The sequence below is a fragment of the Streptomyces sp. NPDC050145 genome, from assembly GCF_044460245.1.
In the GTDB taxonomy this organism is placed as follows: domain Bacteria; phylum Actinomycetota; class Actinomycetes; order Streptomycetales; family Streptomycetaceae; genus Streptomyces.
Genome location: NZ_JBITJS010000004.1, coordinates 297,219 through 315,401, shown reverse-complemented (window position 1 = coordinate 315,401; position 18,183 = coordinate 297,219). Strand labels below are relative to the sequence as shown.

General features: G+C 71.0%; 16 protein-coding genes. 11 read left to right on the top strand and 5 right to left on the bottom strand.

Annotated elements, in window-relative coordinates:
- Positions 1-46: 46 nt before the first annotated feature.
- From ACIBTU_RS10740 to ACIBTU_RS10720, 5 genes are all read right to left on the bottom strand, one after another.
- On the bottom strand, positions 47-655 hold the full coding sequence (locus ACIBTU_RS10740) for a TetR/AcrR family transcriptional regulator (RefSeq protein WP_399125643.1): 609 nt from the start codon (positions 653-655) through the stop codon (positions 47-49).
- Positions 656-721: 66 nt separating this feature from the next.
- The gene (locus ACIBTU_RS10735; protein WP_399125642.1) at positions 722-1,711 is read right to left on the bottom strand and encodes a cation diffusion facilitator family transporter; all 990 of its coding nucleotides are present in this window, start codon (positions 1,709-1,711) and stop codon (positions 722-724) included.
- Between the two features lie 20 nt (positions 1,712-1,731).
- Positions 1,732-2,604, bottom strand: coding sequence for an acyl-CoA thioesterase (locus ACIBTU_RS10730; protein ID WP_399125641.1), 873 nt, complete (start codon positions 2,602-2,604; stop codon positions 1,732-1,734).
- 35 nt (positions 2,605-2,639) lie between these two features.
- A complete protein-coding gene (locus ACIBTU_RS10725; RefSeq protein WP_399125640.1) occupies positions 2,640-3,797 on the bottom strand; it encodes an acyl-CoA dehydrogenase family protein in 1,158 nt (385 codons plus the stop codon).
- Positions 3,798-3,918: 121 nt separating this feature from the next.
- The gene (locus ACIBTU_RS10720) at positions 3,919-4,509 is read right to left on the bottom strand and encodes a TetR/AcrR family transcriptional regulator (protein ID WP_399125639.1); all 591 of its coding nucleotides are present in this window, start codon (positions 4,507-4,509) and stop codon (positions 3,919-3,921) included.
- Positions 4,510-4,628: 119 nt separating this feature from the next.
- Between ACIBTU_RS10720 and ACIBTU_RS10715 the strand changes: the two genes are divergently transcribed.
- The 11 genes from ACIBTU_RS10715 to ACIBTU_RS10665 all read left to right on the top strand — a co-directional run bounded on the left by ACIBTU_RS10715 (position 4,629) and on the right by ACIBTU_RS10665 (position 18,176).
- Positions 4,629-6,251, top strand: a complete 1,623-nt coding sequence (locus ACIBTU_RS10715; protein ID WP_399125638.1) for a carboxyl transferase domain-containing protein — start codon at positions 4,629-4,631, stop codon at positions 6,249-6,251.
- Between the two features lie 77 nt (positions 6,252-6,328).
- The gene (locus ACIBTU_RS10710; RefSeq protein ID WP_399125801.1) at positions 6,329-8,266 is read left to right on the top strand and encodes a biotin carboxylase N-terminal domain-containing protein; all 1,938 of its coding nucleotides are present in this window, start codon (positions 6,329-6,331) and stop codon (positions 8,264-8,266) included.
- The gene (locus tag ACIBTU_RS10705) at positions 8,266-9,219 is read left to right on the top strand and encodes a hydroxymethylglutaryl-CoA lyase (RefSeq protein WP_399125637.1); all 954 of its coding nucleotides are present in this window, start codon (positions 8,266-8,268) and stop codon (positions 9,217-9,219) included. Before ACIBTU_RS10710 ends, ACIBTU_RS10705 begins: the two co-directional genes overlap by 1 nt.
- A gap of 5 nt (positions 9,220-9,224) precedes the next feature.
- On the top strand, positions 9,225-10,385 hold the full coding sequence (locus tag ACIBTU_RS10700) for an acyl-CoA dehydrogenase family protein (protein WP_399125636.1): 1,161 nt from the start codon (positions 9,225-9,227) through the stop codon (positions 10,383-10,385).
- A gap of 91 nt (positions 10,386-10,476) precedes the next feature.
- Positions 10,477-10,956 (top strand): SUKH-3 domain-containing protein, encoded by a 480-nt coding sequence (locus ACIBTU_RS10695; protein WP_399125635.1) that lies wholly within the window; start codon positions 10,477-10,479, stop codon positions 10,954-10,956.
- A 126-nt stretch (positions 10,957-11,082) separates the two neighbouring features.
- Positions 11,083-12,126 (top strand): ABC transporter substrate-binding protein, encoded by a 1,044-nt coding sequence (locus ACIBTU_RS10690; protein ID WP_399125634.1) that lies wholly within the window; start codon positions 11,083-11,085, stop codon positions 12,124-12,126.
- A 4-nt stretch (positions 12,127-12,130) separates the two neighbouring features.
- Positions 12,131-13,000, top strand: a complete 870-nt coding sequence (locus ACIBTU_RS10685; RefSeq protein WP_399125633.1) for a siderophore-interacting protein — start codon at positions 12,131-12,133, stop codon at positions 12,998-13,000.
- Between the two features lie 137 nt (positions 13,001-13,137).
- Positions 13,138-14,580: a lysine decarboxylase DesA gene (gene desA, locus ACIBTU_RS10680; protein ID WP_399125632.1), complete on the top strand. Its 1,443-nt coding sequence runs from the start codon at positions 13,138-13,140 to the stop codon at positions 14,578-14,580.
- Positions 14,564-15,838: a lysine N(6)-hydroxylase/L-ornithine N(5)-oxygenase family protein gene (locus ACIBTU_RS10675; protein ID WP_399125631.1), complete on the top strand. Its 1,275-nt coding sequence runs from the start codon at positions 14,564-14,566 to the stop codon at positions 15,836-15,838. Before desA ends, ACIBTU_RS10675 begins: the two co-directional genes overlap by 17 nt.
- Positions 15,835-16,407 (top strand): GNAT family N-acetyltransferase, encoded by a 573-nt coding sequence (locus ACIBTU_RS10670; protein ID WP_399125630.1) that lies wholly within the window; start codon positions 15,835-15,837, stop codon positions 16,405-16,407. Before ACIBTU_RS10675 ends, ACIBTU_RS10670 begins: the two co-directional genes overlap by 4 nt.
- A complete protein-coding gene (locus tag ACIBTU_RS10665; RefSeq protein ID WP_399125629.1) occupies positions 16,404-18,176 on the top strand; it encodes an IucA/IucC family protein in 1,773 nt (590 codons plus the stop codon). Before ACIBTU_RS10670 ends, ACIBTU_RS10665 begins: the two co-directional genes overlap by 4 nt.
- Positions 18,177-18,183: the final 7 nt, after the last annotated feature.

Genomic DNA, 18,183 nt, shown 5'->3' with positions numbered 1-18,183 from the left:
GGTCGTTACAGGTCAGCCAGGTCGGCCAGGTCGGTACAAAAACAGGTCAGTCGGAGACGCCGAGCACGGCGCGCGCGGTGCCGACGAGCAGCTCGGCGTACCGCTCGGCGGTGAGCCCGGTGCCCGCCGCGACGGCCATGTCGAGCCCGTCGACGAGGACCACGAGCGAGCCGATGGCGGTGTCCTCGGGCACGGGCGGGCGGAACTCGCCGTCGCGGACGCCGTCCCGGACGATCCCGGAGATCAGCCCCCGCCACTCGTCGTGCACCCGGCGCACGCCCTCGCGCAGCTCCTCGCGGCGCGCGGCGCTGGCGCAGAACTCGGTCCAGGTGGCGCAGCGCCGGGTGAGCCCGGGGTCGGTGGTGAGGGCCTGGACGAGCAGCTCGAAGCGGCGCCAGGCGGTCGGGGCGTCGACGGACGCGGCCCGCCAGCGGGCGACGAGCTCGTCGATGGACCAGGCGAACGCCTCGCGGAAGAGGGCGTCCCGGGTCTCGAAGTAGTGCTGGAGCGAGCCGATGGACAGCCCGGCGACGCCGGCCACGTCCCGCAGCCGCCCGGCGTCGAAACCCCGCTCGGCGAGGACCTCGGCGGCCGCCCGCAGAATCCGCTCACGTCGCTCGTCCGTGCCCGCACCGGCACCCGTACCCATGACCATGGCGGAAATAATAAAGCATTATTGTGATGCGTGACACAGGTCTGCGCGGTCGATCTCGGCCTGGGATCACCAGGGATTGAGCCCCTCGGAGCGGCGCTGGGCGAACCCCGGCGTCGGGTCGAGGTACACCCGCCGCACCGACGGGAAGCGCTCGCGCAGCCGCCGGGCCGCGTCCTCGCAGGCCCACTCGATCTGGGCGGCGGTGGACGCGTCGCGGAAGTCGACCTTCGCCGCGACGAGGGCCTCGCGGGGCCCCTGGACCAGCGTGGTCAGTTCGAGGACGGCCTCGACGTGCTCGACGTCGAGCAGCAGTTCACGGATCTCGGCGCGGACCTGCTGGGGCAGCGGCCGGCCGACGAGCAGCTCCGCGTTGGACCGGCCGAGCACCCAGGCCACCCACAGCAGCAGTCCGCCGATGCACAGCGAGGCGATGCCGTCCCACACGCCCGATCCGGTGAGCTGCCCGCCGAGCAGACCGCCCGCCGCAAACAGCAGACCGGCGAGGGCCGCGCTGTCCTCCAGGACGACGGCCTTCACGGCGGTGTCCGGCGTGCGCCGCAGGTACCGGCGGAACGGCGCCCCGACCCGGGCCGCCTCGCCCCGCGCCTGCCGCACCGCGGTCCGCAGCGAGAAGCCCTCCAGGACGAAGGCGACGGCGAGGACGATGTAGGAGACGAGCGGGTCGCCGAGGTCCTCGCCCGCGACCAGGGTGTGGATGCCGTCGTAGAGGGAGAAGACGGCGCCGCCGACGAACGTGGCGACGGCGGCGAGCATCGCCCACACGTAGCGCTCCCCGCCGTAGCCGAGCGGGTGCTCCTCGTCGGCGGGCTTCTCGCTGCGCTTGAGCGAGGTGAGCAGGAGCAGCTCGGTGACGGTGTCGGCGAAGGAGTGCGCGGCCTCGGAGAGCATCGCGCTGGATCCGCTGATGACGCCGGCCACGGCCTTGGCGAGGGCGATGCCCAGGTTGGCGGCCGCGGCGACGATCACGGTGAAGACGCTCTCGCCGCCGGCCGGTTCCTCGGTGCTGCTCGCCTGCTCCGCCCGTACGTCGCTCATGTACGAAACGGTATGTCCGTTCAGCGCGGGACGCGAACGACGCCTTCCTGGATGACGGTGATCGCGAGGTCCCCGTCCTGGGTGTAGATCCGGGCCTGGCCGAGGCCGCGCCCGCCGGAAGCGGAGGGCGACTCCTGGTCGTAGAGGAGCCACTCGTCGGCGCGGAAGGGCCGGTGGAACCACATCGCGTGGTCGAGCGAGGCGCCCACGACGTCCCCGACGGCCCAGCCGCCGCGCCCGTGCGCGAGGAGCACGGAGTCGAGCAGCGTCATGTCCGACACGTACGTGGCGAGGCAGACGTGGAGCAGCGGGTCGTCGGCGAGCTTGCCGCCGGCCTTGAACCAGACCTGGGAGCGCGGCGGCTGCGGCTTGCCGACGAAGGCGAACGGCGGCGCGTCGACGTAACGCAGGTCGACGGCCTCGCGGGCCTCCAGCATCCGGGCGACCACGTCGGGCGAGAGCACGGAGTCCGCGTAGCGCGGGAGCAGCTCGGCGGCCGTGGGCAGCGACTCGGGGTCCGGCGCGGGCGGCATCGGCGCCTGGTGGTCGAGTCCCTCCTCGTACGTCTGGAAGGACGCGGAGAGGTGGAAGATCGGCCGGCCGTGCTGGACGGCGACGACGCGGCGCGTGGTGAAGGAGCGGCCGTCGCGGATCCGGTCGACCGTGTAGACGATCGGGGCGCCCGGGTCGCCCGCCACGAGGAAGTAGGCGTGCAGAGAGTGGGCGTGCCGGTCGGCCGGAACGGTGCGCCCGGCGGCGACCAGCGCCTGGGCCGCCACCTGTCCGCCGAAGACGCGCGGGACGACGGCGGACCGGGACTGGCCGCGGAACATGTCCTCCTCGATCTGCTCGAGATCGAGCAGATCGAGGAGGTCCTTGAGTGCCTGATGCATGTGATCAGTTGTATCGGGCAGCTGTGTGCGGCTGGTTACAGACCCATGTTCTTCGCGATGATCATCTTCATGACCTCGCTGGTGCCGCCGTAGATGCGGTTCACACGGTTGTCCGCGTACAGGCGGGCGATCGGGTACTCGTTCATGAACCCGTAGCCGCCGTGCAGCTGGAGGCAGCGGTCGATGACGCGGTGGGCGACCTCGGTGCAGAAGAGCTTCGCGGACGCGGCCTCGGCGGCGGTCAGCTCACCGGCGTCGAGGGCCTCCAGGGCGCGGTCGGCGACGGCCTGCGCGGCGTCCACCTCGGCCTGGCAGGCGGCCAGCTCGAACTTGGTGTTCTGGAAGGTCGCGACCGGCTTGCCGAAGACGGTGCGCTCCTGCACGTACTGCTTGGCGAAGTTCACGGCGGCCTGGGCCTGCGCGTACGCGCCGTAGGCGATGCCCCAGCGCTCGGAGGCGAGGTTCGTGCCGAGGTAGCCGAAGCCCTTGTTCTCCTCGCCCAGGAGGTCCTCGGCGGGGACCTTCACGTCGACGAACGCCAGTTCGGCGGTGTCGGAGGTGCGCAGGCCGAGCTTGTCGAGCTTGCGGCCGATCGAGTAGCCCTCGGACTTGGTGTCGACGGCGAAGAGGGAGATGCCGAAGCGGCGGTCCTCGGCGGTCGGAGCGGCGGTGCGGGCGCAGACGATGACGCGGTCGGCGTGGACGCCGCCGGTGATGAAGGTCTTCGAGCCGTTGAGGACGTAGTGCGTGCCGTCCTCGGAGAGCTTGGCGGTGGTCTTCATGCCCGCGACGTCGGAGCCGGTGCCCGGCTCGGTCATCGCGAGGGCCCACATCTCCTCGCCGGAGACGAAGTTCGGCAGGTAGCGCTTCTTCTGCTCGTCGGTGGCGAGCATCTTGATGTACGGCAGGGCGAGCAGCACGTGCACGCCGGAGCCGCCGAAGGAGACGCCCGCGCGGGCGGTCTCCTCGTACTGGATGGCCTCGAACTTGTGGGTGGCCATGCCCGCGCCGTCGTACTCCTCCGGCACGTTGATCCCGAAGAGGCCGAGCTCGGCCATCTTGCCGTAGAGCTCGCGCGGGACGATGCCGTCCTGGAACCACTCGTCGTAGTGGGGGACGACCTCGGCCTCGATGAAGGCGCGCAGGGTCTCCCGGAACGCCTCGTGGTCCTCATTGAAAACGGTACGGCGCACGGGAACTCCCTTTACGGCCTCAGACGGCCCTCATACGACGACTAAGCGCTTGCTCAGAGAACGTTACCGGCCAGTCACCGGAGCGTCCAGAGATGCGCGTCACTCTGCGGCGCACCTCACCTCACTGTGCGGCAGCGGCGAACGCTCCGCGCGCCAGCTTGTGCAGCATCGCGGCCGTGGCGTCGCGGCCCGGCAGCGAACCGGGGCGGCTCAGGTGCGGCGTCGAGTTCAGCAGCCCGAAGACCGCGTGCACCGCCACGCGCGCGTGAGGCTCGGCGAGCTCCGGGTAGACCTTGCGCACCGCCTCCACCCACAGCTCCACGTACTGGCGCTGGAGCTGGCGCACCAGCTTGCGGTCGGTGTCGCGCAGCCGGTCGAGCTCGCGGTCGTGCAGCGTGATCAGGTCGCGGTCGTCGAGCGCGAAGTCGATGTGCCCCTCGATCAGCGAGTCGAGCAGCGCGTCGGGCCCCTGGCCCGCCTCGGCGACCCGGTGCCTGCCGCCGGTGAGCAGCTGTCCGCTGATGCCGACGAGCAGCTCGGCGAGCATCGCGTCCTTGCCCGCGAAGTGCCGGTACAGGCCCGGTCCGCTGATGCCGACGGCGGCGCCTATCTCATCGACCCCCACGCCGTGGAAACCCCGCTCGGCGAAGAGCCGCGCGGCCTCCTTGAGGATCTGCTCACGCCGCGTGGGGGCGTCGGTTCTGGTGGCCATGGAAGTAATTCTAGACAGGGAGGTTAGCGAGCGTTAACCTGAAGGAAACAGGTTAACGCTCATTAACTTTCGCAGGACTGGCCCAGAGCTTGCTCAGGACTTGGTGAGGGGACCGCAGGATGCACGAGGCACCGGAGCTGACGAGCGCGGCGGACCCCGCGTCGGAGGCGTGGCGGGCCAACGAGGCGGCGCACCGGGCGCTCGGCGAGGAGCTGCGCGCCAAGCTCGCCGCGGCCCGGCTCGGCGGCGGCGAGAAGGCCCGGGCGCGGCACACCGCGCGCGGCAAGCTACTGCCGCGCGACCGGGTGGACACGCTGCTCGACCCGGGCTCCCCGTTCCTGGAGCTGGCCCCGCTGGCGGCCGAGGGGATGTACGGGGACCAGGCGCCGGCGGCCGGAGTGATCGCCGGCATCGGCCGGGTCAGCGGCCGCGAGTGCGTGATCGTGGCCAACGACGCGACCGTCAAGGGCGGCACGTACTACCCGATGACGGTCAAGAAGCACCTGCGCGCCCAGGAGGTCGCGCTGGAGAACAGGCTGCCGTGCGTCTATCTGGTGGACTCCGGCGGCGCCTTCCTGCCGATGCAGGACGAGGTCTTCCCCGACCGCGAGCACTTCGGCCGGATCTTCTACAACCAGGCGCGGATGTCCGGCGCGGGCATCCCGCAGATCGCGGCGGTGCTCGGCTCGTGCACGGCCGGCGGCGCGTACGTCCCGGCGATGAGCGACGAGGCGGTGATCGTGCGGAACCAGGGCACGATCTTCCTCGGCGGCCCGCCCCTGGTGAAGGCCGCCACCGGTGAGGTCGTCACCGCCGAGGAGCTGGGCGGCGGCGAGGTCCACTCCCGCGTCTCCGGCGTCACCGACCACCTCGCGGAGGACGACGCGCACGCGCTGCGCATCGTCCGCTCCATCGTCTCCACGCTGCCCGAGCGCGGCCCGCTGCCGTGGTCGGCGCAGGCCGCGATCGAGCCGAAGGTCGACCCGGCGGGCCTGTACGGGGCGGTGCCGGTCGACTCGCGCACCCCGTACGACGTCCGTGAGGTCATCGCGCGCGTCGTGGACGGCTCGCGGTTCCACGAGTTCAAGTCCGAGTACGGGCAGACGCTGGTCACCGGCTTCGCCCGGATCCACGGCCACCCGGTCGGCATCGTGGCGAACAACGGCATCCTGTTCTCCGAGTCCGCCCAGAAGGGCGCCCACTTCATCGAGCTGTGCGACCAGCGCGGCATCCCGCTGGTCTTCCTGCAGAACATCTCGGGCTTCATGGTCGGCCGGGACTACGAGGCGGGCGGCATCGCCAAGCACGGCGCCAAGATGGTCACCGCGGTGGCCTGCACGCGCGTGCCGAAGCTGACCGTCGTGATCGGCGGCTCGTACGGCGCGGGCAACTACTCGATGTGCGGCCGGGCGTACTCCCCCCGCTTCCTGTGGATGTGGCCCGGCGCCAAGATCTCCGTCATGGGCGGCGAGCAGGCCGCGTCCGTCCTCGCGACCGTCAAGCGGGACCAGTTGGAGGCGCGCGGCGAGGAGTGGCCCGCCGAGGACGAGGACGCCTTCAAGGCCCCGATCCGCGCCCAGTACGAGACGCAGGGCAGCGCGTACTACGCGACGGCCCGGCTCTGGGACGACGGCGTGATCGACCCGATGGAGACCCGCCAGGTCCTCGGCCTGGCCCTGACCGCGTGCGCCAACGCACCGCTGCCGGAGAAGTCCCCCGGCTTCGGCGTCTTCCGGATGTGACGGCGATGACGACCGCGACGATCCCGTCGACCACGACGACCACGTCGACGAACAGTGGTGTGGAGAGGCGAACAATGATGTTCGAGACCGTGCTGGTGGCCAACCGCGGCGAGATCGCCGTCCGCGTCATCCGTACGCTGCGGGCGCTCGGCGTCCGCTCGGTGGCCGTGTACAGCGACGCGGACGCCGACGCGCGGCACGTGCGCGAGGCCGACGAGGCCGTTCGGATCGGCCCGCCGCCGGCCGCCGAGAGCTATCTGTCGGCCGAGCGCATCGTCGAGGCGGCGCGTGCCACGGGCGCCCAGGCGGTGCACCCGGGCTACGGCTTCCTGGCGGAGAACGCGGCGTTCGCGCGGGCCTGCGAGGAGGCGGGCCTGGCCTTCATCGGCCCGTCCGCCGACGCGATCGCGCTGATGGGCGACAAGATCCGCGCGAAGGAGACGGTGCAGGCCGCGGGCGTCCCGGTGGTCCCGGGCGGCCGCGATCCCGAACTGGCGGACGCGGCCCGCGAGCTGGGCGCTCCCGTGCTGCTCAAGCCGTCGGCGGGCGGTGGCGGCAAGGGCATGCGCCTGGTGCGCGACCTGACGGTCCTGGAGGACGAGATCGCGGCGGCGCGGCGCGAGGCCCGGGCCTCGTTCGGCGACGACACGCTGCTCGTCGAGCGCTGGATCGACCGCCCCCGGCACATCGAGATCCAGATCCTCGCGGACGCGCACGGGAACGTGGTGCACCTGGGCGAGCGCGAGTGCTCGCTCCAGCGCCGCCACCAGAAGGTCATCGAGGAGGCGCCCAGCGTCCTGCTCGACGAGAAGACCCGCGCGGCGATGGGCGCGGCGGCCGTCGAGGCGGCCCGCTCGTGCGGGTACCGGGGCGCGGGCACGGTCGAGTTCATCGTCCCCGGCGACGACCCGTCCGCGTACTGCTTCATGGAGATGAACACCCGCCTCCAGGTGGAGCACCCGGTGACCGAGCTGGTCACGGGCCTGGACCTGGTGGAGTGGCAGCTGCGGGTCGCCGCGGGCGAGCCGCTCGGCTTCGCCCAGGACGACATCACGCTGACCGGCCACGCGGTCGAGGCCCGCCTCTGCGCGGAAGACCCCGCCCGCGGCTTCCTGCCGTCCGGCGGCACGGTCCTCGCCCTGAGCGAGCCCGCGGGCGACGGGGTGCGCACGGACTCCGGGCTCAGCGAGGGCACGGAGGTCAGCTCCCTCTACGACCCGATGCTGGCGAAGGTCATCGCGTACGGCCCCGACCGGGACACGGCGCTGCGCCGGCTGCGGGCGGCGCTGGCCCGCACGGTGACGCTGGGCGTGCCGACGAACGCGGGCTTCCTGCGCCGGCTGCTCGCCCACCCGGCGGTCGTCACGGGCGAGTTGGACACGGGCCTCGTGGAGCGCGAGGTCGACGGCCTGGTCTCGGCGGAGGTCCCCGCGGGCGTCTACGCGGCGGCGGGCGCCCTGCGCCAGGAGCGGCTGGCACCGGCCGGCGGCGACGGCTGGGCCGACCCGTTCGGGCGGCCCGACGGCTGGCGGCTCGGCGGCGCCCCGGCGTGGACGGTGCACCACCTGCGGGCCGCCGGGCACGACCCGGTCGAGGTCCGCGTCCGCACCACGGCCTCCGGCCCGGAGATCCTCGTCGACGGCGAGCCGACGGCCCCGGTGCGCCCCACGGCGGTGGCCGCCGACTGGCTGGCCCTGGACGGCGACGCCTGGCACGTCCAGGACCACGACCCGGTCGCGGCGAGCTTGACGGGCGCCGGGGCCGGTGGCGCGGGCTCCCTGACGGCGCCGATGCCCGGCACGGTGACGGTCGTCAAGGTGGCGGTCGGCGACGAGGTCGCGGCGGGTCAGAGCCTGCTGGTGGTCGAGGCGATGAAGATGGAGCACGTCATCGCGGCACCGCACGCGGGCGTGGTCAGGGAGCTGGACGTCCGCCCGGGCACGACGGTGGCGATGGACCAGATCCTGGCGGTCGTGCAGGAGATCGCCGAGTCGAAGCCGGAGGAGGCCGCGTGATGACCGCACTGCCGATGACGATCCCGGCGCCGGACCTCCCCGCGAGGGTCCGCATCCACGAAGTGGGCGCGCGGGACGGCCTTCAGAACGAGAAGACGACGGTCCCCACGGAGGTCAAGGCCGAGTTCGTGCACCGCCTGGCGGACGCAGGCCTGACGACGATCGAGGCGACGAGCTTCGTCCACCCCAAGTGGGTTCCCCAACTGGCGGACGCCGAGGCCCTGTTCCCCCAGGTCCAGGACATCGACGGCGTCCACCTCCCCGTACTCGTCCCGAACGAACGGGGCCTGGACCGGGCCCTCGCCCTGGGCGCGAGCCGCATCGCCGTGTTCGCCAGCGCGACGGAGTCCTTCGCGAAGGCCAATCTGAACCGGACGGTGGCCGAGTCCCTGGCCATGTTCGAACCGGTCGTGACCCGCGCGAAGGAGGCGCGGGCCCACGTCCGCGGCTACCTCTCCATGTGCTTCGGCGACCCCTGGGAGGGCGCGGTCCCCGTCCACCAGGTCGTGCGGGTCGCCAAGTCCCTGATGGACATGGGCTGCGACGAGCTGAGCCTGGGCGACACGATCGGCGTGGCCACACCGGGTCATGTCCAGGCGCTGCTGTCCGCGCTCAACGAGGCGGGCGTACCGACGAACGTGATCGGGGTGCACTTCCACGACACGTACGGCCAGGCCCTCTCCAACACGCTGGCCGCGCTCCAGCACGGCGTCACCACCGTCGACGCGTCCGCCGGCGGCCTCGGCGGCTGCCCGTACGCGAAGAGCGCCACCGGCAATCTCGCCACCGAAGACCTCGTCTGGATGCTGAACGGCCTCGGCATCGAGACCGGGGTCGACCTCGGCCGTCTCAGCGCCACCAGCGCGTGGATGGCCGGCCACCTGGGCCGACCCAGCCCGTCCCGCACCGTTCGCGCCCTCGTACCCGAGGCACAGTCCCCGCAGGAGCAGTGAGTCGCATGGATCACCACCTCTCCCCCGAGCACGAGGAACTCCGCCGTACCGTCGAGGAGTTCGCCCACGACGTGGTCGCGCCGAAGATCGGCGACTTCTACGAGCGGCACGAGTTCCCGTACGAGATCGTGCGCGAGATGGGACGCATGGGCCTGTTCGGGCTGCCGTTCCCCGAGGAGTACGGCGGCATGGGCGGCGACTACCTGGCGCTCGGCATCGCCCTGGAGGAGCTGGCCCGGGTCGACTCGTCCGTGGCGATCACCCTGGAGGCGGGCGTCTCGCTGGGCGCGATGCCGCTGCATCTGTTCGGCACGGAGGAGCAGAAGCGGGAGTGGCTGCCGCGGCTGTGCTCCGGCGAGCTGCTCGGCGCGTTCGGCCTGACCGAGCCGGAGGCCGGGTCCGACGCGGGCGGCACGCGCACGACGGCCGTGCGGGACGAGACCACGGGCGACTGGGTCATCAACGGCACGAAGTGCTTCATCACCAACTCCGGTACGGACATCACGGGTCTGGTGACGGTCACCGCGGTGACGGGGCGCACGGCGGACGGCAAGCCGCAGATCTCCTCGATCATCGTGCCGTCGGGCACGCCGGGCTTCACGGTCGCGGCGCCCTACTCGAAGGTGGGGTGGAACGCGTCGGACACCCGCGAGCTCCACTTCGACGACGTCCGGGTCCCGGCGGCGAACCTGCTGGGCACGGAGGGCCGCGGTTTCGCGCAGTTCCTGCGGATCCTCGACGAGGGGCGCATCGCGATCGCGGCGCTCGCGACGGGGCTCGCGCAGGGCTGTGTCGACGAGTCGGTGAAGTACGCCAAGGAGCGCAAGGCGTTCGGGCGGGCCATCGGCGGGTACCAGGCGATCCAGTTCAAGATCGCCGACATGGAGATGAAGGCGCACACCGCGCGGCTCGGCTGGCGGGACGCGGCGTCGCGGCTGGTCGCCGGGGAGCCGTTCAAGAAGGAAGCGGCGATGGCGAAGCTGTACTCGTCGACGGTGGCGGTGGACAACGCGCGCGAGGCGACCCAGATCCACGGCGGGTACGGGTTCATGAACGAGTACCCCGTGGCCCGCATGTGGCGTGACTCCAAGATCCTGGAGATCGGCGAGGGCACGAGCGAGGTCCAGCGCATGCTGATCGCCCGCGAGCTCGGCCTGCCTTCCTGAGCGCGGGGTTTCGTGGTGGCCACCCGCACCGTCACCGGTGCGGGTGGCTATCGTGCGCGGGAACGTCGCCAGGACCGGAGGGACGACACCCGTGCCCCTACTGAAGTCGCCCGAGGCGGTGGACACTTGGCTGGCGGGCGCCGGGTGGCATCCGGGGCGGCGATGTGACGAGCTCGCCGCCGCCGAAGCGGCGAGGACCGTGGAGGAGTTCCGTCTCGACGGGGGCGGCACCCTGGAGATCATCGAGCCCGCCATGGCGTTCCTGCGCGAGCACGTCGGACTCGAGGCCCAACTGGGGACCAACCCCCGGCGCATCGTCTATTTCTCGCCGCTCCTCACCCATGAGGGGGCGTCGGAAGACATTCAGGAACTCGCCGACGCCCTGGGCAAGAGGGTCTTCCCGGTGGCGTTCGACGGGGACGACGGCGCGATGTTCCTCGTCGACGAGACGGGCCGCTTCTTCTATCAGCACTGGAGCGGCGAGTACTTCCTCGGGTACGACAAGCACGCGGCGTTCGTCGCCTACTCGGGACACCCGCTCCCCTACGCGGACGACCACTACACCTGGTGAAGGCCGCGGCGGGCGGGGCCCCGCGCTCCCCCCGCCCCCTGGACATGTCGAGAACTTAGGTTAACCTTCCCTTAGTTCCGCGACCCCGCCCGGCCGTAGATCCGGCATGTCCGAAAGCAGCCCGTGATGACCGATGTCCGTCTGTCCCGCCCCACCCGCCGCGGCATCCTCGCCGTCGGCGGCGCCCTCGGCCTCGGTGCCGTGCTCGCCGCCTGCGGGGACGAGAAAGGCTCCGCGGGCGGTGGTTCGAGTGCCGGGAAGAAGGGCTCCGGGCCGTGGTCGTTCAAGGACGACCGCGGCACGACCGTGAAGCTCGACAAGATTCCGGCGAACATCGTCGCGTTCACCGGCGTCGGCGCCGCCCTCTACGACTACGGGATCCAGGTCAAGGGCGTCTTCGGCCCGACCACCGTCAAGGGCGGCAAGCCCGACGTGCAGGCCGGTGACATGGACGTCTCCAAGGTGACCGTCATCGGCAACGAGTGGGGCAAGTTCAACATCGAGAAGTACGCGAGCCTCGCGCCCGACGTGCTGATCACCACGATGTTCGACGCCGCCGGCACCCTCTGGTACGTCCCCGAGGAGTCCGCGAAGAAGATCGCCAAGCTCGCCCCGAGCGCCGGCATCTCCGTGTTCGACCGCAAGCTGGACCAGCCGCTCCAGCGCATGTACGCGCTGGCCGAGTCGCTGGGCGCCGACCTGAAGGCCGCCAAGGTCGTCGCGGCGAAGAAGCGTTTCGAGGACGCCGCCGCCCGCCTGCGCAAGGCCGCGAAGGCGCACCCCGACATCAAGGTCCTGGCCGGTTCGGCGAGCCCCGACATCTTCTACGTGTCCGGCACCGACCTCTCCATCGACCTGGAGTACTTCAAGTCCCTCGGCGTGAACTTCGTGGAGCCCACGGCGGCCGCCAAGAAGGCGTCCGGCGGCTGGTTCGAGAACCTGAGCTGGGAGAACGTCGACCAGCACAAGGCCGACATCATCATGATGGACGACCGCGCCCAGGCCATCCAGCCCGACGCCATCGAAGAGGCGACCTGGAAGAAGCTGCCCGCGGTCAAGGCCGGCCAGGTCATCCCCCGCTCCCCCGAGCCGATCCTGTCCTACGACAAGTGCGCCCCGCTCCTGGAGAACCTCGCGAAGGCCATCGAGACGGCGAAGAAGGTGTCCTGATCCCATGACCACGACGGCCGAGACGCCCACCGTGACCCCTTTCCGATTCTTCGATCTGGAGGTGACACGGACGCGGCGGCTCGGTCCGTCGCTGCTCCGGGTCACCTTCACGGGCCCCGAGCTCGACGCCTTCCACGGCGGCGGCCGGGACCAGTCCCTCTCCCTCTTCCTGCCGCACCCGGGCCAGGACGCCCCGGTGCTGCCGGTCCCCGAGCCCGGTGACGACGGCCGCGCCTGGCACGCCGCGTTCCGCGCGCTGCGGGACGACGTACGGGCCGTCATGCGCTCGTACACGCTCAGCGGTCAGCGCCGCGAGCCGCGGCAGGAGGTCGACATCGACTTCGTGCTGCACGGCGGGGATCCCTCCACGGTCGGCCCCGCCTGCGCCTGGGCCGAGACCGCGGGCCCCGGCGACAAGGTCGTCGTGCTCGGCCCGGCGGTCACCGACAACACCGCCGTGCGCTGCCGCCCGCACGAGGATTTCGACCACATCGTCATGTGGGGCGACGAGACCGCCGTACCGGCCGCGCTCGGCGTCCTCGCCTGGCTGCCCGCCTCGGTCACCGCACACGTGTGGCTGGAGGTCCCGCACCGCGGCGACATCCAGCCCGTCACCACGGCCGCCGACGCGCACGTGACCTGGCTCGTGCGCGACGAGGACTCCCCCATGGCCCTCGACGCCGTCCGCACGGCCGAACTCCCGGACGCCGCACGGCCGTACGCCTGGCTGGCCGGTGAGTCAGGGACCATGCGGGAGCTGCGCCGCCATCTCGTACGCGAACGCGGGTACGACAAGCGGGCGGTGACGTTCGTCGGGTACTGGAAGCGCGGGCTGAGCGAGGACGCCCTGCGGGAGCAGCCGGCCGACGCGTAGGAACGATCGCGCCAAAACAGAGGGCGGGGTCGCGAGCTCAACTTAGGTTAGGCTAACCTAAGTGTGAGTGAGCGGCCCCGCCCTCTTCGTCGCCCTCGCTCCACCTCCCACTCCTTCCCCACCCGGAGGAACCGTCCATGCGCTCGCACCTGCTCAATGACACGACCGCGGAGCTGTACCGCAGCTCCGTGACCGAGGGAGTCGAGCGGGTGGCGGCCCAACTCGCCACCACCACCCGGCCGTTCACCGGCGTCACGCCCGACGCCCTCGCCCCGGCCATCGACGCCGTCGACCTCGACGCCCCGCTGCACGACACCCTCGCGGTGCTCGACGAGCTCCAGGACGTCTACCTGCGCGACGCCGTCTACTTCCACCACCCCCGCTACCTCGCCCACCTCAACTGCCCGGTCGTCATCCCGGCCGTGCTCGGCGAGGCGATCCTGTCGGCGGTCAACTCCTCCCTCGACACCTGGGACCAGTCGGCCGGCGGCACCCTCATCGAACGCAAACTCATCGACTGGACCGCCGCCCGGATCGGCCTCGGCCCCACCGCCGACGGCGTCTTCACCTCCGGCGGCTCGCAGTCCAACCTCCAGGCGCTGCTGATGGCACGGCAGGAGGCCAAGACCGACTCCCTGGACCGGCTGCGCGTCTTCGCCTCCGAGGCCGCCCACTTCAGCGTCCAGAAGTCCGCGTCGCTGCTGGGCCTGTCCCCGCAGGCCGTCGTCCCGATCCCCGTGGACCGCACCAAGCGGATGCAGACCCTGGCGCTCGCCGCCGAACTGGAGCGCTGCCGCCGGGACGGCCTCGTCCCCATGGCCGTCGTCGCGACCGGCGGCACCACCGACTTCGGCTCCATCGACCCGCTGCCCGAGATCGCCGAACTGTGCGACCGGTACGGCACCTGGATGCACGTCGACGCCGCCTACGGCTGCGGACTGCTCGTGTCGCCGAAGCGCCGCGACCGGCTCGACGGCATCGAGCGCGCCGACTCCGTCACCGTCGACTACCACAAGTCCTTCTTCCAGCCGGTGAGTTCGAGCGCGATCCTGGTCCGCGACCGGGCCACCCTGCGGCACGCGACCTACCACGCGGAGTACCTCAACCCGCGCCGCACCGTCGCCGAGCGCATCCCCAACCAGGTCGACAAGTCCCTGCAGACCACCCGCCGCTTCGACGCGCTCAAGCTGTGGATGACGCTGCGCGTGATGGGCGCCGACGGCATCGGCGGCCTCTTCGACGAGGTCTGCGACCTGGCCCACCGCGGCTGGGAGCTGCTCGCCGCCGACCCCCGCTTCGACGTGGTCGTCGAGCCGCAGCTGTCCACGCTCGTCTACCGCTACGTCCCGGCCGCCGTCACCGGCCCGGCAGAGATCGACCGCGCCAACCTCTACGCCCGCAAGGCCCTGTTCGCCTCCGGCGACGCCGTCGTCGCGGGCACCAAGGTGGGCGACCGCCAGTACCTGAAGTTCACCCTGCTCAACCCCGAGACGACCCTCGACGACCTGAAGGCCGTCCTCGACCTCATCGCCGGCCACGCCGAGCAGTACCTGGGAGACACCCTTGACCGCGCCTCTTGAGACCTACGACTTCATCGGGATCGGGCTCGGCCCCTTCAATCTCGGCCTCGCCTGCCTGACCGAGCCGATAGCCGAGCTGAACGGGGTCTTCCTGGAGTCCAAGCCGGACTTCGAGTGGCACTCGGGCATGTTCCTCGACGGCGCCCACCTCCAGACCCCGTTCATGTCGGACCTGGTGACCCTCGCCGACCCGACCTCCCCCTACTCCTTCCTCAACTACCTGAAGGAATCGGGGCGGTTGTACTCCTTCTACATCCGCGAGAACTTCTACCCGCTGCGCGTCGAGTACAACGACTACTGCCGCTGGGCCGCCGCGAAACTCCGCTCGATCCGCTTCTCGACGACCGTCACCGAGGTCACGTACGACGAGGGCGACGGCCTCTACACGGCCCGCACCGAGAACGGCGAGACGTACCGCGCCCCGCGCCTGGTCCTCGGCACCGGCACCCCGCCGCACCTCCCCGAGGCCTGCCGGGACCTCGGCGGCGACGGGGTCGTCCACAACTCCCGCTACATGCAGCACAAGAGTGAGCTCCAGAAGAAGGACTCGATCACCCTGGTCGGCAGCGGGCAGTCCGCCGCCGAGATCTACTACGACCTGCTCGGCGAGATCGACGTCCACGGCTACCGGCTGAACTGGGTCACCAGATCGCCGCGCTTCTTCCCGCTCGAGTACACGAAGCTCACGCTGGAGATGACGTCCCCGGACTACATCGACTACTTCCACGCGCTGCCCGAGCAGAAGCGGTACGCGCTGGAGGAGCGGCAGAAGGGCCTGTTCAAGGGCATCGACGGCGAGCTGATCGACGCCATCTTCGACCTGCTCTACCAGAAGGGCCTGGACGGGCCCGTGCCGACGCGCCTCCTCACCAACTCGGCGCTGACCACGGCGAGTCACGACAACGGCACGTACACCCTGGGCCTGCACCAGGAGGAGCAGGACAAGGACTTCGAGCTGCGCACCGAGGGCCTCATCCTCGCCACCGGCTACAAGTACGAGACGCCCGCCTTCCTCGCCCCCGTCGAGCACCGCATCCGGCGCGACGGCCGCGGCCGCTTCGACGTCGCCCGCAACTACGCGATCGACACCACCGGGCGCGGCATCTTCCTGCAGAACGCGGGCGTGCACAGCCACTCGATCACCAGCCCCGACCTGGGCATGGGCGCCTACCGCAACAGCTACATCATCGGCGAGCTGCTCGGCACCGAGTACTACCCCGTCGAGAAGACCATCGCCTTCCAGGAGTTCGCCGTATGAGCCCGAGCACCACGACCACCAGGACCGCCGTCGGCCCGCTGACCCTGCGCCCGCTCGACCCGCGGACCGACAGCGAGCTGCTGCACCGCTGGGTCACCGACCCGAAGGCCGCGTTCTGGATGATGCAGGACGCGAAACTGCAGGACGTCGAGCGCGAGTACATGGCGATCGCGGCGGCCGAGCACCACGACGCGTTCCTCGGCCTGCACGACGGGGAGCCGGCGTTCCTGATGGAGCGCTACGAGCCGGCGCACGTCGAGCTCGTCGGTCTGTACGAGCCGCTGCCCGGCGACATCGGCATGCACTTCCTGACCGCGCCCTCCGAGATACGGATACCGGGCTTCACCCGCGCCGTGATCACCGCGGTCATGGCCTTCCTGTTCGAGGACCCCGCCGTCGAGCGCGTCGTCGTCGAGCCGGACGTGCGCAACACGGCGGTGCACGCCCTGAACGAGGCCGTCGGTTTCGTGCCGGAGCGCGAGATCGACAAGCCGGAGAAGAAGGCACTGCTCAGCTTCTGCACGCGGGAGCGGTTCGAGCGGGCCACGGGAAGGAGCACCCGCGCATGACGATCGCCGACACGGTCGCCCACCTGACCCCCGAGCGCTGGGCCGAGGCCAACCGCCTCCTGGTCCGCAAAGCCCTCGCCGAGTTCAGCCACGAGCGCCTGCTGACCCCCGACCCGCTGGACGCCGGCCGCTTCTCGGTGTGCTCCGACGACGGCGCCACCGAGTACCGGTTCGCCGCGCGCCGGCTGCGTCTGGACCACTGGCAGGTGGCCGCCGAGAGCATCACCCGCCACCGTCACGGCACCGAACTGCCGCTGGACGCCTTGCAGTTCTTTACCGAGTTCAAGGACGCGCTCGGCCTGTCCGACGCGATCCTGCCGGTCTACCTGGAGGAGGTCTCCTCCACGCTGTCCGGCACCTGCTTCAAACTGACGAAGCCGGACGTGCCCGCGGGCGAGCTGGCCGCGTCCGGCTCGTTCCAGGACATCGAGACGGGCATGACCGAGGGCCACCCGTGCTTCGTCGCGAACAACGGGCGGCTCGGCTTCGGCGTCCACGAGTACCTCTCGTACGCGCCGGAGGCGGCGAGCCCCGTACGGCTCGTGTGGCTGGCCGCGACCCGCGAGCGGGCGGCCTTCACGGCGGGCGCGGGCATCGACCACGAGGAGTTCCTCCGCGCCGAGCTGGGCGAGCGGACGCTGGCCCGCTTCGACGCGACCCTGCGCGGGCAGGGCCTGGACCCGGCCGACTACCTGCTGATGCCGGTGCACCCGTGGCAGTGGTGGAACAAGCTGTCGGTCACCTTCGCCGCCGAGGTCGCGCAGCAGCGCCTGGTGTGTCTGGGCGAGGGTGACGACGAGTACCTCGCGCAGCAGTCGATCCGTACGTTCTTCAACACGACGTCCCCCGAGAAGCACTACGTGAAGACGGCGCTCTCGGTGATCAACATGGGCTTCATGCGGGGCCTGTCGGCGGCGTACATGGAGGCGACCCCGGCGATCAACGACTGGCTGGCGCAGCTGATCGAGAACGACGAGGTGCTCAAGGGCACAGGGCTGACGATCATCCGCGAGCGCGCGGCCGTCGGCTACCGGCATCTGGAGTACGAGGGCGCCACCGACCGCTACTCGCCGTACCGCAAGATGCTGGCCGCGCTGTGGCGCGAGTCCCCCGTGGACGCGCTCGGCGAGGGCGAGCGGCTCGCCACGATGGCGTCGCTGCTGCACACGGACCGCGCGGGCCGCTCGTTCGCGGGCGCCCTGATCGAGGGTTCGGGGCTGACCCCGCGGGAGTGGCTGAAGCCGTACCTGAAGGCGTACCTGACCCCGCTGCTGCACAGCTTCTACGCCTACGACCTGGTGTTCATGCCGCACGGCGAGAACACGATCCTGGTCCTGGACGAGCGGGGCGTGGTCGTGCGGGCGATCTTCAAGGACATCGCCGAGGAGATCGCGGTGATGGACCCGGACGCGGTGCTGCCGCCGGCGGTGGAGCGGGTCCGGGCCGAGGTCCCGGACGACATGAAACTGCTGTCGATCTTCACGGACGTCTTCGACTGCTTCTTCCGCTTCCTCGCGGCGAACCTGGTCACGGACGGCGTCCTGGACGAGGACACGTTCTGGGCGGCGGTCGCCGAGTGTGTGCGCGAGTACCAGGAGTCGACGCCCCAACTGGCGGAGAAGTTCGCCCGGTTCGACCTGTTCGCGCCGACGTTCGCGCTGTCCTGCCTGAACCGGCTCCAGCTGCGGAACAACGAGCAGATGGTGGATCTGGCGGACCCGTCGGGCGCGCTCCAGCTGGTCGGCGATCTGGCGAACCCGATCGCCTGACCCCCTG

What these genes read in the sequence shown, in the direction of transcription:
- ACIBTU_RS10690 (WP_399125634.1), top strand. Translation starts at nt 11,083, where the DNA reads ATGACCGATGTCCGTCTGTCCCGCCCCACCCGCCGCGGCATCCTCGCC.
- ACIBTU_RS10730 (WP_399125641.1), bottom strand. Translation starts at nt 2,604, where the DNA reads ATGCATCAGGCACTCAAGGACCTCCTCGATCTGCTCGATCTCGAGCAG.
- ACIBTU_RS10720 (WP_399125639.1), bottom strand. Translation starts at nt 4,509, where the DNA reads ATGGCCACCAGAACCGACGCCCCCACGCGGCGTGAGCAGATCCTCAAG.
- ACIBTU_RS10705 (WP_399125637.1), top strand. Translation starts at nt 8,266, where the DNA reads ATGACCGCACTGCCGATGACGATCCCGGCGCCGGACCTCCCCGCGAGG.
- ACIBTU_RS10665 (WP_399125629.1), top strand. Translation starts at nt 16,404, where the DNA reads ATGACGATCGCCGACACGGTCGCCCACCTGACCCCCGAGCGCTGGGCC.
- ACIBTU_RS10700 (WP_399125636.1), top strand. Translation starts at nt 9,225, where the DNA reads ATGGATCACCACCTCTCCCCCGAGCACGAGGAACTCCGCCGTACCGTC.
- ACIBTU_RS10740 (WP_399125643.1), bottom strand. Translation starts at nt 655, where the DNA reads ATGGTCATGGGTACGGGTGCCGGTGCGGGCACGGACGAGCGACGTGAG.
- ACIBTU_RS10670 (WP_399125630.1), top strand. Translation starts at nt 15,835, where the DNA reads ATGAGCCCGAGCACCACGACCACCAGGACCGCCGTCGGCCCGCTGACC.
- ACIBTU_RS10685 (WP_399125633.1), top strand. Translation starts at nt 12,131, where the DNA reads ATGACCACGACGGCCGAGACGCCCACCGTGACCCCTTTCCGATTCTTC.
- desA (WP_399125632.1), top strand. Translation starts at nt 13,138, where the DNA reads ATGCGCTCGCACCTGCTCAATGACACGACCGCGGAGCTGTACCGCAGC.
- ACIBTU_RS10710 (WP_399125801.1), top strand. Translation starts at nt 6,329, where the DNA reads ATGTTCGAGACCGTGCTGGTGGCCAACCGCGGCGAGATCGCCGTCCGC.
- ACIBTU_RS10735 (WP_399125642.1), bottom strand. Translation starts at nt 1,711, where the DNA reads ATGAGCGACGTACGGGCGGAGCAGGCGAGCAGCACCGAGGAACCGGCC.
- ACIBTU_RS10715 (WP_399125638.1), top strand. Translation starts at nt 4,629, where the DNA reads ATGCACGAGGCACCGGAGCTGACGAGCGCGGCGGACCCCGCGTCGGAG.